A 14,926-nucleotide genomic window follows, 5' to 3' on the forward strand; every position below is an offset into this window, starting at 1 on the left:
TAGCCATGGGCAGGTTGAAGGTTGAGTAACATCAACTGGAGGACCGAACCCACTAACGTTGCAAAGTTAGGGGATGACCTGTGGCTGGGGGTGAAAGGCCAATCAAACTCGGAGATAGCTGGTTCTCCCCGAAAGCTATTTAGGTAGCGCCTCGGACGAATACTACTGGGGGTAGAGCACTGTTTGGGCTAGGGGGTCATCCCGACTTACCAACCCCATGCAAACTCCGAATACCAGTAAGTAATATCCGGGAGACACACGGCGGGTGCTAACGTCCGTCGTGAAGAGGGAAACAACCCAGACCGCCGGCTAAGGTCCCAAAGTTCTGGTTAAGTGGGAAACGATGTGGGAAGGCTCAGACAGCTAGGATGTTGGCTTAGAAGCAGCCATCATTTAAAGAAAGCGTAATAGCTCACTAGTCGAGTCGGCCTGCGCGGAAGATGTAACGGGGCTCAAACCAGGCACCGAAGCCGCGGATTCACGCTAAGCGTGAGTGGTAGGGGAGCGTTCTGTAAGTCTGCGAAGGTGTGTCGAGAGGCATGCTGGAGATATCAGAAGTGCGAATGCTGACGTAAGTAACGATAAAGGGGGTGAAAAGCCTCCTCGCCGGAAGACCAAGGGTTCCTGTCCAACGTTAATCGGGGCAGGGTGAGTCGACCCCTAAGGTGAGGCCGAAAGGCGTAATCGATGGGAAGCAGGTTAATATTCCTGCACGACTTGTAATTGCGATGGGGGGACGGAGAAGGCTAGGTGGGCCAGGCGACGGTTGTCCTGGTGAAAGTGCGTAGGTGGTACCTTTAGGTAAATCCGGAGGTGCAACGCTGAGACACGAGACGAACGCACTACGGTGCGGAAGCCATTGATGCCCTGCTTCCAGGAAAAGCCTCTAAGCTTCAGATTACAAGTCATCGTACCCCAAACCGACACAGGTGGTCGGGTAGAGAATACCAAGGCGCTTGAGAGAACTCGGGTGAAGGAACTAGGCAAAATAGTACCGTAACTTCGGGAGAAGGTACGCTCTTGTTGGTGAAGTCCCTTGCGGATGGAGCTGACGGGAGTCGCAGTGACCAGATGGCTGGGACTGTTTATCAAAAACACAGCACTCTGCAAACACGAAAGTGGACGTATAGGGTGTGACACCTGCCCGGTGCCGGAAGGTTAATTGATGGGGTTAGCGCAAGCGAAGCTCTTGATCGAAGCCCCGGTAAACGGCGGCCGTAACTATAACGGTCCTAAGGTAGCGAAATTCCTTGTCGGGTAAGTTCCGACCTGCACGAATGGTGTAACCATGGCCATGCTGTCTCCACCCGAGACTCAGTGAAATCGAATTCGCCGTGAAGATGCGGTGTACCCGCGGCTAGACGGAAAGACCCCGTGAACCTTTACTACAGCTTGGCACTGAACATTGAACCTACATGTGTAGGATAGGTGGGAGGCTTTGAAGGCGTGACGCCAGTTGCGCTGGAGCCGTCCTTGAAATACCACCCTTGTATGTTTGATGTTCTAACGCAGGCCCCTGAATCGGGATCGCGGACAGTGCCTGGTGGGTAGTTTGACTGGGGCGGTCTCCTCCCAAAGAGTAACGGAGGAGCACGAAGGTTGGCTAATCCTGGTCGGACATCAGGAGGTTAGTGCAATGGCATAAGCCAGCTTAACTGCGAGACGGACAGGTCGAGCAGGTACGAAAGTAGGTCATAGTGATCCGGTGGTTCTGAATGGAAGGGCCATCGCTCAACGGATAAAAGGTACTCCGGGGATAACAGGCTGATACCGCCCAAGAGTTCATATCGACGGCGGTGTTTGGCACCTCGATGTCGGCTCATCACATCCTGGGGCTGAAGTCGGTCCCAAGGGTATGGCTGTTCGCCATTTAAAGTGGTACGCGAGCTGGGTTCAGAACGTCGTGAGACAGTTCGGTCCCTATCTGCCGTGGGCGTTGGATGATTGAAGGGAGTTGCTCCTAGTACGAGAGGACCGGAGTGAACGAACCTCTGGTGTTCGGGTTGTCACGCCAGTGGCACTGCCCGGTAGCTAAGTTCGGAATCGATAACCGCTGAAAGCATCTAAGCGGGAAGCGAGCCCTGAGATGAGTCATCCCTGACCCCTTGAGGGTCCTAAAGGGCCGTTGGAGACCACAACGTTGATAGGTGGGGTGTGTAAGCGCGGCGACGTGTTGAGCTAACCCATACTAATTACCCGTGAGGCTTAACCATACAACACCCAAGAAGTGTTCTGGGCCTTGTAGCGAATGAACGAACTATGAATTCAGTGATAGCGACCAAGTCGTTATTCACGTCAGCTTTCTCAGATTGAAGAATTTGCCTGGCGGCCATAGCGCCGTGGAACCACCTGATCCCATGCCGAACTCAGAAGTGAAACGCGGTAGCGCCGATGGTAGTGTGGCATTCGCCATGCGAGAGTAGGACACTGCCAGGCACCCAATTAAACAGTGATGTGCAAAATCACGTTACTGGCTGCGAGGATGACACCTCAGAATAAGCAGCAAATGATTTAGCGAAAGCTAACCGAATGCGGAGCGGTAGTTCAGTCGGTTAGAATACCGGCCTGTCACGCCGGGGGTCGCGGGTTCGAGTCCCGTCCGCTCCGCCACTAACAAGAAGCCCAGTCGACAGACTGGGCTTTTTTTCGTTTTAAGGTTTGCCCGATAGGGAAGGCTTTTTGTTTTCTGCGTATTCTTTCGCCTTTTTATGGGCAGTTCGACGATAGATAACGATTCCTGATGAGCTCGTATAATCTGCAGTTTGGCCTCAAATAGTCTCCAGTTGCTCGTTTTATCATCTTTTTTAAGGATGCCGGAGGGGCGGAAAGCGGCTCTTGTGGCTGGTTTACTTTTGGCCGATCTAGGTCCGTGGCGCGTGATTAGGGTTGTATCTCGCTTATAACTCGGTAGAGTAAGGACATCTTGAGTTTGCCTGCTCCGCGCTCTCTTGTCGGAAACCAGGCGTAACTTGGCCAGTTTTTATCAACCTTACGTCAGTGGTATCGATATGGAACAAGTAAACAAGTCCACCTTTAGCGATGTACTGGAATATGTGCGTATGTCCCGTCGCCAGAACAAACTCAAGCGTGAAATTGCGGATAACGAAAAGAAGATCCGTGACAACCAGAAGCGTGTGCTGCTGCTCGACAACCTGAGCGATTACATCAAGCCGGGCATGAGTATCGACGAGGTACAGGCCATCATCGCCAACATGCGCGCCGACTATGAAGAGCGTGTTGATGATCACATCATCAAAAATGCCGAGCTTTCCAAGGAGCGCAAGGATCTGAGCACCAAGCTCAAGAGCATGAGCTCTCACAAGTAAGCACGATTGAATTGAAAAACACCGGCCATTGGCCGGTGTTTTGCTATCAGCTCGGATCTCTGCAACTCCTGCAACAATCGACTCCCCTTTTTAGAATTGCCCTGTTACCATCATTCCAAAGCGGTTAATAGTTTCAAGCCATTGACTTGAAAAGACTAAGCTTGAGAGTAACACAATAAATTGCGCAACCATGGTGGGGCTGATATGGGCGCATCAAAGCAGACGGATTTGACACAAGTGGCATCTCAAGAATCATCCATACCGACCTCGGGTAATCCCCCCGAAAAACTGAGGTGCTCATAAGTAGAATTTTCTCGTATCTTGAACGCAGGAGGTTCTACATGAAAACATCACGCTTTAGCGATGCACAGATCATCGCCATCCTCAAGCAGGCCGAGTCTGGTTCACCCGTCCCTGAGCTCTGCCGTGAGCATGGCATCAGCTCCGCCACCTTCTACAAGTGGCGCTCCAAATTCGGTGGCATGGATGCCTCTCTCATGGCGCGCCTCAAAGAGCTGGAAGAGGAAAATCGTCGCCTTAAGAAGATGTATGCCGAGGAGCGCCTAAAGGCTGAGATCATCTCCGAGGCGATGGCAAAAAAGTGGTGACGCCATCTGCCCGCAGGGAGATGGCGACCAAGGCTGTGGCTCATTACGCCATTTCTATCCGTCTGGCTTGCCAGGTGTTCAAGGTGAGCGAGGGTTGCTACCGTTATCAGCCCGTGCTGGCTGATGAAAACCAGGAAATTGCCGACTGGCTGCTGCGCCTCACCGCCAACCAGCGCAACTGGGGTTTCGGACTGTGCTTCCTGTACCTGCGTAACGTCAAAGGCTTTGGCTGGAACCACAAGCGGGTCTACCGGATCTATCGGGCGCTAGAGCTCAATCTGCGGATAAAACCCAAGAAGCGGCTAGTGCGGGCCAAGCCGGAGCCGTTGGCAGTCCCTGACCAACCGAATCACTGTTGGTCGATGGACTTTATGCATGACCAGCTCAGCGATGGTCGTTCGGTGCGGTTGTTTAATGTGATCGATGACTTCAATCGCGAAGCACTGTGCATCGAGGTGGATTTTTCCTTGCCTGCCTCGCGAGTCAAACGGGTGCTGGAGCAGGTTATCGAGTGGCGGGGCAAACCAGCCGCAATCCGCTGTGATAATGGTCCGGAATACATCAGCGAAGAGCTCAAGCAATGGGCGCAGCAGAAGAGGATTGCGCTGAGGTATATCCAGCCAGGCAACCCGCAGCAGAATGCCTACATAGAGCGATTTAACCGCACTGTGCGTTACGACTGGTTGGGCCATTACCTGTTTGAGTCACTGAATGAGTTACAGGAATTTGCCACGAACTGGCTGTGGGTTTATAACCATGAGCGGCCCAATATGGCGCTGGGCGGCTACACGCCGAAACAGCGCTTGGCACAGGCCGCATGACCTCTACTTTTGAGTGCTCCAAAAAATGGGGGGATTACCCTCGGACGCGCATCCGAAACGCAAGCGTCGTTCCTGGTGGCGCTGGCTATTCTGTTTCCTCTTTTTATCATGCCTGGGAGCGGCGATAGCCCTGATCGGCTACGAGATGAAAACCTCGAAGCTGCAGTCCCGGGAGATCTCGCGCTATGCCGCCACCCTCACCTATCAGGTCGAGCCTGGGCCGAGCAAGCAGATTGCCTTTCCTGACGACGGTCCATTCGACAAGCGGCTGGGTTATGTGTTGCTGCCGATGATGCAGGAGCGCCTGTTGCAGCGCGGTTATCAGGTCAGTCAGCAGGTGCATTTCTCCGATGCACTGTATGACTATGCCAGCCGTGGCTTCTTCGTCCCCTATACCGAAAAGGTGCAGGCCGGGCTGACGCTCCACGATTGCCGCGCCGAGCCTTTCTATCAGTTCAAGTATCCGACCCACCACTACCCGGATTTTGCCTCGATCCCGCCACTGATCATCCAGTCACTGTTGTTTATCGAAAACCGTGATCTGCTGAGCACCAAGGAGCCGCTGGCCAACCCGGCGGTGGATTGGCCACGTTTTGCCAAGGCGGCGCTCTCCCAGGTCGGCAAGGCGCTGGACATGCAGGATCAGTCGGCCGGTGGCAGCACGCTCGCGACCCAGGTCGAGAAGTATCGCCACTCCCCGGATGGCCTGACTATTTCCCCTACCGAGAAGATCCGCCAGATGGCTTCCGCCAGTGTGCGGGCCTACCGGCTGGGGCCGGAGACTCTGGAAGCGCGCAAGCTGGTTGCCTGGGCCTACCTCAATTCGGTACCGCTCTCGGCGGCGCCCGGCTATGGCGAGGTGCATGGCCTGGGGGATGGGCTCTGGGTCTGGTTCGGTGCCGATGTCGACGAGGTCAACCGGCTGCTGGATCCGTCGCGCAACCAGGATGCCTCCCTGGCCGATCAGGGACTGGCCCTGCGCCAGGTGGTTTCGCTGATGATCGCTCACCGTCGTCCTTCCTACTATCTGGCGCAGGGGCGCGAGGCACTTGCCGAACTCACCGACAGTTATCTGCGTCTCTTCGTGCAGGAGGGGATGATCACCCCGCCGCTGATGGAGGCCGCGCTCAAGGCCAAGATCAGTTTCCGTGACTTCCTGCAGTCACCGGCGGTCACCAAGGTCAATAACAACAAGGGATTGCAGGTGGCCCGTACCCGCTTGAGCCGTCAGCTCGGGGTGCAGCTCTATGATCTGGATCGGATGGATCTGACCGCCGATACCAGCCTCAACATGCCGCTGCAGACCGAAGTGTCCCGTTATCTGCACCAGCTCGCCGATCCGGCATTTGCGGCCGAGGTCGGGCTGTTTGGCGAGCGTCTGCTGTCGCCGGAGAAGACGGGGGATGTGCGCTACAGCTTCACTCTGTTCGAGAAGTCTCCGGAAGGGTTCAAAGTACGGGTACAGACCGACAACACGGATCAGCCGTTTGATATCAATGAAGGCTCCAAGCTGGAGCTGGGCTCTACCGCCAAGCTGCGGGTGTTGACCACCTATCTGGAGATAGTGGCCGAGCTGCACGACAGCTATGCCGGCATGCCCACCGCCAGCCTGCGCAAGCTGGCTGACGCCTCCCAGGACAATCTCAGCCGCTGGGCCATCTCCTACCTGATGACGGCCAAGGACAAGAGCCTGCCGGTGATGCTGGAGGCGGCGCTGGATCGCAAATACTCCGCCAGCCCCTATGAGGGTTTCTTTACCGGTGGCGGCATGCACACCTTCAACAACTTCCGCAAGGAGGACAACGGCCGGATCCCGCCTATCCGCGATGCACTGCGCGAATCCATCAACCTGCCGTTTGTCCGCCTGATGCGCGATATCGTGCGCTACAGCCTCTACAAGGAGGGGAATCGCGCCCAGTTGCTCAAGGATGACAAGGATCCCCGTCGTCAGGAGTATCTGGCCAAGTTCGCCGACAAGGAGGGGCAGACTTATCTGCTGCGCTTCTGGCGCAAATACCGCGGCAAGACCCCGGATGAGCAGCTGGATACCTTCCTCGACGGTCTGAAGCCCAGTGCAGTGCGACTGGCAGCGGTGCACCGCTACCTGTTGCCCAATGCCGACGAGGCCACGTTTGCCGCCTTCCTGGCCAAGCGACTGCCGCGGGAGAAGCTCAGCGACAAGCGCATCAACCAGCTCTATGTCAGCTATGGCCCGGGCAAGTATTCGCTACCGGATCAAGGCTATATCGCCAGGGTTCACCCGCTGGAGCTGTGGTTGCTCGCCTACCTCAAGGAGTTTGACAAGGCGACCTTCGCCGATGCCGTGGCTGCCAGCCGCGACGAGCGTCAGGAGGTCTACAGCTGGTTGTTCAAGACTCGCCACCGCAGCGCCCGTGATACGCGGATCCGCACCATGCTGGAAGTCGAGGCCTTCCTCGATATCCATCAACGCTGGGCCAAGCTGGGCTATCCCTTCGATCATCTGGTGCCGTCGCTTGCGACCGCGCTGGGCAGCTCGGGGGACAGGCCTGCCGCGCTGGCAGAGCTGATGGGGATTATCCAGAACGGAGGCATCCGGGCACCAACCCTGCGCATCGAGCATCTCTCGTTTGCCAAGGACACGCCGTTCGAAACCGAGTTCACACCGGCCCAGAGCGAGGGGACCCGGGTGTTGCCTGCCGAGGTGGCGGCGGCCCTGCGCAATGCGTTGTCGAAGGTAGTGGAAGGGGGCACGGCACGGCGTATCGCCGGGGCCTTCGCCCTGCCCGATGGCACAGTGCTGCCGATGGGAGGCAAGACGGGGACGGGGGACAACCGGATCGAGACGGTGGGGCGTTATGGCAACGTGACCAGCTCGCTGGCCCGCAACCGAACTGCCACTTTTGTCTTCTATCTGGGAGACGATCATTTCGGCACCCTGACCGCCTATGTGCCGGGCAGCCAGTCCGACAAGTTCCGCTTTACCTCGGCGCTGCCTGTGCAGGTGCTCAAGGGGATGGCCCCCTTGCTGATGCCCTACCTGCAGCCTGGCTCACACACCCAGTGCCTTGCAGACCGCTGAGTCAGACGGGATTGGCATAGCGACATAACAAACGGGGGAGGCCAGCTGGCCTCCCCCGTTGCGTTGTGCCTCTCAGGCGATGAGGCAAGCAGGGACATCAGGCGTTCAGGACGAACTGCTCGATCACCCGGGCGACGCCATCTTCATCGTTGCGCGCGGTGATGTGCTGTGCCAGCGCCTTGATCTCGTCGGTAGCATTGCCCATGGCCACGCCAAGGCCGGCATATTCGATCATGTGGCGATCGTTGCCCGCATCCCCCACTGTGATCACCTGCTCCGCCGTCAGTCCCAGATGTTCGGCCAGCGCAGCGACTCCGGTCCCCTTGTTGCTCTGCTTGTTCATGAACTCGAGGAAGAAGGGAGCGCTCTGCACCACTGTATAGCGCTCATGGAGTTCGCCTGGCAGGCGCTCGATGGCGCGGGCCAGCTGGGGCGGCTCGTCGATCATCATCACCTTCATGATCTGTTCATCGCTGGGCAGGGTAGCGAAATCCAGCAGATTGATGGGCATGCCGATGAGGCGGGACTCGTGTTCGGTGTAGGTGCTCACCTTGGGGCTGATGAGCCCCCGGGTCACCGAGAAGCCGTGGATGTTGACCTCCAGCTCGTTGGCCAGCCTGGCGATGGCACTGGCGTCGGCCCCGGTCAGCAGCTGGCTGCGGATGATGCGCTGATCGGCGACCTGTTGCACCAGGGCGCCGTTGTAGCAGATGACGTAATCATCCTGCCCGGTGAGGCCAAGCTCCGCCAGATAGCGGCTCATGCCCTCCAGCGGGCGACCGGAGGCCAGCACCACAGTGACCCCCTTGGCGCGGGCGGCCCGGATGGCGTCATGGGTGCGGGGGGTGATCTGGCCCTGCGGGTTGAGCAGGGTGCCATCCATATCCAATGCGATCAGCTTGTACATCTCTCACTACCTGAGTCTGGGTGGCCCGCCCTATGGGGCCAAGGAAGTGGCGAGTGTAGCGAAAATCGGCGGCGGGATCACGGCTGGCACAGCTGTGGCGCGGGATGGATTACTTGCGCCCCTCGTAGGGGTTCATCAGCAATTGATCCTCGCGGATGCAGAAGTGGATGGGGCCGTGCTCGATATCGACCCGGTTGTGGTGGTGGGCCATCTCCACCTCCACACCGGGGAAGAGGTGCTGGGTGGCGATGATATCCATCTCGGCCATCAGTTTTTGCAACTCTTCGTGATTGGCGGCCAGCTGGTCGCTGAGCTGATTCTGCTCGGCCAGCAGCTGGTCGCGGATGGGTTTGAGCTTGCGCAGTGTCTCCGGGTTGCGCTTGTCGCTCGGCAGTTGCACCAGTCGCATCACCAGCTCCTTGAGCTTGTCCAGCTGCTGCTGTCCGGCTTGCTGGCGTTGCTTGAGCTGCTGCTCCTGCTCCTTGTGGATGAAGTAGCCCCCGAGGATCTGCAGCCGGGTCTGGTTGCCTGCCGAAGCGCCCAGTACGGGGGAGATGATGAGACGATTGGCGATGCTGAGGCCCCCCAGCAGATTGCCTTTGCGCATGGCGCTGTCACCGACCCTGATATCCTGGCCGCTACGGCTGTAGCAGTGGCTGAGCTGGCTCTGGATATGGATATTGCCGCCTGCCGCCAGCTGGGTGTACTGGGCGTAGCTGGCGTGGATCTCCCCCTGGGCATTGAGCTGGCAGAGGTACTCCCCCTGCTCGTTGCGTCGCCCTATGATGCCGTGGCGCACCGTGATGCTGCCACCGGCTTCAATCAATCCCCCCTCGATAAAGCCGCCGACGACGATGTCGCCGCTGACGGACACCTTCATGCCCGGGTTGATATCGCCGCTGACGATCAGCCCCCCTTCGAAGGTGATATGGCCGTGGCGGGCATCCACCTGCTTGACGCTGAGCACCTCATCCACCTTCATGCCGGACTTCTCGCGGCAGGGTAGCCCGGCGCGGCTGGCGATCAGCAGATCGGGATCCTCCTGGGAGAGGAAGGTGCCTTCTCCCGCCATTATGGGAGAATCCTTGCCATGTTTGGCGGGCAGCTCCTGCCCGGTCACGGTAAATCCCGGGATCCCCGCGGTTGCCGGGTGGCGGCGCATCAGCTGGGTACCCGCCTTGACGGTGACGATGGAGCCGAGATCCCGAAGGTCGACCTTGCCGTGCGCCCGCTCCTGGGGCTTGAGGATGCGTTCGGCCGGCGTCTCCACCAGTCGTTCATAGCGGGTGTCCTGACCATTGACAGCTGGCTCGCCGCGGGCCACGACCAGTTTGAGCAGGCTGCCCGGGCTGGCCTCCTTGGCGGACTGGATGGCCTCCATGAGCAAGGGCTCGCTCACCCCCTGCTTGATCTCGCTCTGGGCGATCACCTCCTGCAGCTGCTCCAGCGTCAGGTGCTTGCCACCCCAGTCGGCGGTGATCTGGGCAATGCCCTTCATCCGGTCTTTCTCCACCAGAATGGTCACCCTGGCATCGTGCCGCTGGGCGATGGGGATGGGGGTGGTAGAGACAGGGGCCGCCGGATCCGCCAGCAGGGTATTGAGCAGGGCGATGGCCTGCTTGATCCCCTCGGTGAGCGGTTGGTAGCGGCGACAGTTGGAGGCGAGCAGCAGGCTCTGCACATCCTGCTCGGTGACCGGTTTGGTAAGGCCGACGGCGATACGCAGGCAGACCTGTTCCATGTCGCTTGATAGCAGCAGCCACTCTTTGCGTAACACTCGCTCTCCTTGCCGACTCAGGGGGGTTGGGTCCCGCTGATCATTTACCAACCATTCAATGATGGATTATTCGATATGTGCCGGCAGTATCCAGAGATTTCTTCTGTTTGGTCAATGCATTAAGTGCGAATGAGTGATGCAGGCTGAAGAATTTCGGACGTGGATGGCGCGCGTATCCGCCCCCTGGGCAAGGGGACGGCATCGCCCGTGGCCAGTGCCGCTGACGGCGTTGGCGGGTGGGGGATAGGCAATGCCTATGAGCGAAGTTGCGCCGTTCGGACCATGGTCAGATAGTCACCCAGTTCGGGCAGCCCTTGCAGGTGACGGCGCAGCATATCGAGAGCGGCGAAGGCGAGGATCTTGCGAAGGCTCTCCTGATCCGGATGGCTTGCCTTCAGCATCTGGCCAACCCGATGACCATCGGCGCAGAGCAGCAGCGGTACCCCGTCCGGGCCAGCCCGACCTATGGTGAGGCTCAGCCCGCTGGCGGAACCTGTCAGCTGCGCGAGATCGTCGCTCAGGGTGTGGCTGAAACCGGCTTCCAGCGCGGGGTGGTCATGACAGAGGGCGAGCAATGCACCCCGGCTCTCCCCCTCCTGCAGGGTGAGTGATCGCTCCCCCAGCAGCGCCAGGATCTGCCGGGCGGGCTCCTCGTTACCGCGGCCCACCAGCCAGGGTTGGATCTCCTTGAGCAGGCGCACCTCGGTGCCATCCATGTCTGCTGTGCTGGCACCGTGGCCAATGAGTTTGAGTTCGATGAGGGGCATGGAGGAGCGATAACCGAGCTCGATGCCGGCTGGCCAGGGGGCCGCATCCAGCTTGTCGCTGAGGGCGGATTCCGAGATGCCGAAGGTGTAGAAACGGCGCAGTTCGGTGTCCGTCTGCTCACCTGCCAGGGATTTGAGACGCGGCAAAATCTGCTCGCGCACCATCAGCTTGAACTCGAACGGCACGCCCGGGGTGAAGAAGAGCCGGCTCTGGCTGTGGTTGCTGGCATGGCTGACCACAAAGCCACAGGCGGTACCGACCGGATTGTCGAGGAGCTCGCACCCTTGCGGCAGCCAGGCCTGCTTGGTGTTGCTCTGTGGCATGATCCGGCCCCGGCTGGCGTAGCGGGCCTCAATGCTGGCGAGCCACTCAGGGAACAGGGTCAGAGGTTGCCCGAAAGCTTCGGCGGCCGCCTGGGCGGTGAGATCATCGGCGGTGGGACCCAGGCCCCCGCATACCAGCACCACATCGGCGCGGCTCGCGCTCTCCAGCAGTGCGGTTTTCAGATCGGCGAGGTTGTCCCCGACCGTGATGCGGCGGCGCACCTGCCAGCCTTGTTCCAGCAGCAGGGCGCTGAGCCAGGCGGCGTTGGTATCCACCACCAGTCCCGTCACTATCTCGTCTCCGGTGCTGATGATTTCGATGCGCATGGTGGGCTCCTCGGGGCTGGGGGTAAACGGGTCGTGAGCCATGGCTGGCTATCAGGGTTTGTTGTGTTCGAAGTAGTAGCTTATCCGGGTACGCGGATTGAGGTACTCGAAGACGGCAGGGGGCAAGCGCTTGGGATGGATCACCTTGGCGATGGTCAGCTCGACCTGCTGCAGGTCGATGATGGCCGCCTCCTGGCGCGGAATGCGCGGGTCATACACCAGTACCGAGGGGTAAAGCAGACGGGAGGTGTTCACCGACATCACCAGGCCGACCTGGCCGTTGGAGAGCTGCACCACGCTGCCTGGCGGGTAGATCCCCATCAGCCGGATCAGCATGCCGAGGTATTCCGGATTGAACTGTGCCTTGCGCTGCTTGTAGAGGCCGCTCAGGGCCGAGTAGGGCACCTTGGCCTGGATATGGCAGAGATTGTCATACTCGTTGATCAGCGACACCATCTGGGTGAGGGAATCGAGCTGCCCCCCCTTGAGCCCTTCCGGCCCGCTGCCATCCAGGTATTCGTGATGGTGCAGCACGATGCCCTTCGCCTCGGCAGGGAAGTCCTTGGCCAGATTGAGCAGTTCCAGCCCGTAGCGCGGATGCTGGGCCATCAGGTTTTTTTCCGGCTTGGTGAGGGGCTCGGTCTTGCGCAGGATCTGGCTCGGGATCTTCAGCTTGCCAATGTCGTGGAACAGGGCTCCCATGCCGATCTGGCGGATCTGCCCGGCGTCCATGCCGCACTCCCTGGCCAGCAGCATGCTGAGCACGCTGACGTTGAGGGAGTGGAAGTAGAGGTTGTTACCATCCTCGCTGTCTGAGACCAGGTGCAGCACCATCTCGTCTACCGCCAGCAGCTGATCCGTCATGGCGTTGACTAGCTCCTGCGCCTCGCCGATGGCGTTGAGGGGGCGGGACTGGATCTTGCTCATCACGTTGCGCACTTGCGCCAGGGATTGCTGGAACTGTTTCTCGCACTGCTGCAGGTTGCGTCTGTATTGCTGCAACTGTTCGATGCGGCGCAGCTTCTCCTGTTGCATCTGGATCTGGCGCAGGGCTGTGTCCGGCCCTTCGCTCGCTTGTGCCTGAACCTGGTTCAACGGCTTGGGCGGCGCGTCGCTCTTGTCGGGGATGATGGTCACCAGCTTGAGGCCAAGCCGGCGAATGAGCTCGATCTCCTCTTCATTCTTGAGCTTGAAGCTGGAAAACAGGAAGGGGTGTTCGCGCCAACCCAGTGGCAGAGAGACGAAATTGCCGACCTGCAGTCGGTCTACGGAGATCTTGATACCAGTCATTGTCCAGGCTGCGAGAGACACACTGAGCCGTATGCTAGTCAAACGCGGGATCGAATACAAAAGGTATCTGATGACAGGTCAGGTGCTTTATTATAGGCTTCTGGATGTCCAGACATATTTACCGATGCAGTACAGGGAGTAAGCATGCCGATCAAGATTCCGGATCAGTTACCCGCCGCCGAGGTGCTGGGGCAGGAGAACATCTTCGTGATGACGGAGTCCCGGGCCGTCACCCAGAATATCCGCCCGCTGCGGGTATTGATCCTCAACCTGATGCCCAAGAAGATCGAAACCGAGATCCAGCTGATGCGGATGCTCTCCAACTCGCCGCTGCAGGTGGATGTGGATCTGCTGCGCATCGACGATCGGGAGTCGAAGAACACGCCCCGGGCGCATCTGGAGAACTTCTATCACGACTTCGAACAGGTGCGTGGCAACAACTATGACGGCATGATCATCACGGGGGCGCCGCTCGGGCTGGTGGAGTTCGAGGAGGTGGTCTACTGGCCGCGCATCGTCGAGATCATCGAGTGGTCCCATCAACACGTCACCTCCACCCTGTTTCTCTGCTGGGCGGTGCAGGCGGCGCTGAAAGCCCTCTATGGCATGGAAAAACAGACCCATGGCGACAAGCTCTCCGGCGTCTATCGCCACCATCGCCTCGACGAGCACGAGCCGCTGCTGCGCGGCTTCGACGACGAGTTTGTCGCCCCTCACTCCCGTTATGCGGCGTTTGATGGCGACCTCATCCGTGCCCACACCGATCTGCAGATCTTTGCCGAATCAGAGGAGGCGGGGGTCTATCTGGCGGCGACCAAGGATTGTCGCCAGGTGTTTGTCACCGGCCATCCCGAATACGACGCCCTGACCCTGGATGGGGAGTATCAGCGGGATCTGGCAGCCGGGCTCGATCCCGCCATTCCGGTCAACTACTACCCGAACAATGATCCTAGCCAACCCCCGAGGGCCAGCTGGCGCAGCCATGGTCACCTGCTGTTTGCCAACTGGCTCAACTACTACGTCTACCAGCTCACCAGCTATCGGGTGGAAGATATCGGCAAGGTGTTTACCTACGAGAAGGGCGGCAACCAGTGATCAACCGCCAGCCAGCCTGAGGGTCAGGGCATCCAGCCAGTGGCGATGGCAGGCCAGGGCAAACGCCTTGGGTCTGCGGGCCCTGATGGCTGCCATGGCCTCTTCTTGGGATTGACCCAGGGAAATCAGCAGGGCGGCGGCCACCAGACCGGTGCGGCCGCTGCCGCCCTTGCAGTGAATGACCAGGTGCTTGCCATCGCCAAGCAGCTCGCGCAGCTGCGGCAGCGTCTGCAGCCAGGCCTGCTCGAATGCCGTGTCGGGGGCCTTGTCATCCTCGATGGGCAGATGGAACCAGCGCATGCCTTCACGCTCGACCTGTGCCCCCAGGTTGCCCAGGCCGTGGCTGATCAGCTCGGCTCCCGTCATCATGGTCACGACCCCATGAGCGCCGGCCAGCCTCAGCTGCTCGAGGGCCTGGGTCAGCGCAACCTGCTGGGTGCCCGGACAGGGGGTCAGCAGCAACTGGCCATCGACGCGGGGAACCTCCAGGCTCCAGAAGGGATGAGACGGGTGCATGGCGGATCCTCATGAATGGGGCAGGCCCGGTGAATGGCGCCAAGCATAGGTGGGCCGGGCGCGATGTCAACGGTCGTTGTGTTTGCCCGGGTTTACGGGCAGAGTCT

The 14,926-nt window shown here is 59.3% G+C and carries 9 protein-coding genes, 1 tRNA gene and 2 rRNA genes (1 of these 12 running past the window's edge); 7 read left to right on the forward strand and 5 right to left on the reverse strand.

From position 1 onward, the window contains the following. The 6 genes from I6L37_RS07010 to I6L37_RS07035 form a co-directional block, all read left to right on the forward strand. Window positions 1-2,213, forward strand: a 23S ribosomal RNA gene (locus tag I6L37_RS07010) (it extends 676 nt beyond the left edge of the window). Window positions 2,214-2,321: 108 nt separating this feature from the next. Then, window positions 2,322-2,436: ribosomal RNA gene (rrf, locus tag I6L37_RS07015) — 5S ribosomal RNA — on the forward strand. A gap of 97 nt (window positions 2,437-2,533) precedes the next feature. Then, a tRNA-Asp gene (locus tag I6L37_RS07020) sits at window positions 2,534-2,610 on the forward strand. Window positions 2,611-3,008: 398 nt separating this feature from the next. Next, window positions 3,009-3,326 carry a PTS system regulator TmaR gene (gene tmaR, locus I6L37_RS07025; RefSeq protein WP_026458211.1) on the forward strand — a complete coding sequence of 106 codons (318 nt, stop codon included), beginning with the start codon at window positions 3,009-3,011 and terminating at the stop codon, window positions 3,324-3,326. Between the two features lie 341 nt (window positions 3,327-3,667). After that, window positions 3,668-4,755 (forward strand): IS3-like element ISAs22 family transposase gene (locus I6L37_RS07030; RefSeq protein ID WP_088821966.1). Its coding sequence is split into 2 segments (ribosomal slippage): window positions 3,668-3,920 and window positions 3,920-4,755, totalling 1,089 coding nucleotides; the frame shifts between segments, so codons are not numbered across the junction. A gap of 25 nt (window positions 4,756-4,780) precedes the next feature. Continuing rightward, window positions 4,781-7,816 (forward strand): transglycosylase domain-containing protein, encoded by a 3,036-nt coding sequence (locus I6L37_RS07035; protein ID WP_216993611.1) that lies wholly within the window; start codon window positions 4,781-4,783, stop codon window positions 7,814-7,816. Window positions 7,817-7,913: 97 nt separating this feature from the next. Here the strand turns inward: I6L37_RS07035 and yidA are convergent, their stop codons facing one another. The 4 genes from yidA to I6L37_RS07055 form a co-directional block, all read right to left on the reverse strand. Beyond that, complete coding sequence (gene yidA, locus I6L37_RS07040; protein WP_216993612.1) at window positions 7,914-8,723, reverse strand: sugar-phosphatase; 810 nt, start codon at window positions 8,721-8,723, stop codon at window positions 7,914-7,916. 109 nt (window positions 8,724-8,832) lie between these two features. Continuing rightward, window positions 8,833-10,500, reverse strand: coding sequence for a DUF342 domain-containing protein (locus I6L37_RS07045; RefSeq protein ID WP_367948780.1), 1,668 nt, complete (start codon window positions 10,498-10,500; stop codon window positions 8,833-8,835). Between the two features lie 254 nt (window positions 10,501-10,754). Beyond that, on the reverse strand, window positions 10,755-11,918 hold the full coding sequence (locus I6L37_RS07050; RefSeq protein ID WP_216993613.1) for a CinA family nicotinamide mononucleotide deamidase-related protein: 1,164 nt from the start codon (window positions 11,916-11,918) through the stop codon (window positions 10,755-10,757). Window positions 11,919-11,969: 51 nt separating this feature from the next. Beyond that, on the reverse strand, window positions 11,970-13,208 hold the full coding sequence (locus I6L37_RS07055; protein WP_061476312.1) for an HD-GYP domain-containing protein: 1,239 nt from the start codon (window positions 13,206-13,208) through the stop codon (window positions 11,970-11,972). A gap of 144 nt (window positions 13,209-13,352) precedes the next feature. Here I6L37_RS07055 and metA point away from each other — a divergent pair, with 144 nt between their 5' ends. Continuing rightward, window positions 13,353-14,303 (forward strand): homoserine O-succinyltransferase, encoded by a 951-nt coding sequence (gene metA / locus I6L37_RS07060; RefSeq protein ID WP_042072700.1) that lies wholly within the window; start codon window positions 13,353-13,355, stop codon window positions 14,301-14,303. On the opposite strand, the gene I6L37_RS07065 is transcribed toward metA, so the two are convergent. Continuing rightward, window positions 14,304-14,819 carry a cyclin-dependent kinase inhibitor 3 family protein gene (locus I6L37_RS07065; RefSeq protein WP_042072699.1) on the reverse strand — a complete coding sequence of 172 codons (516 nt, stop codon included), beginning with the start codon at window positions 14,817-14,819 and terminating at the stop codon, window positions 14,304-14,306. Between the last annotated feature and the right edge of the window lie 107 nt (window positions 14,820-14,926).

It is taken from the genome of Aeromonas sp. FDAARGOS 1407 (assembly GCF_019048725.1).
GTDB classification, from domain to species: domain Bacteria; phylum Pseudomonadota; class Gammaproteobacteria; order Enterobacterales; family Aeromonadaceae; genus Aeromonas; species Aeromonas enteropelogenes.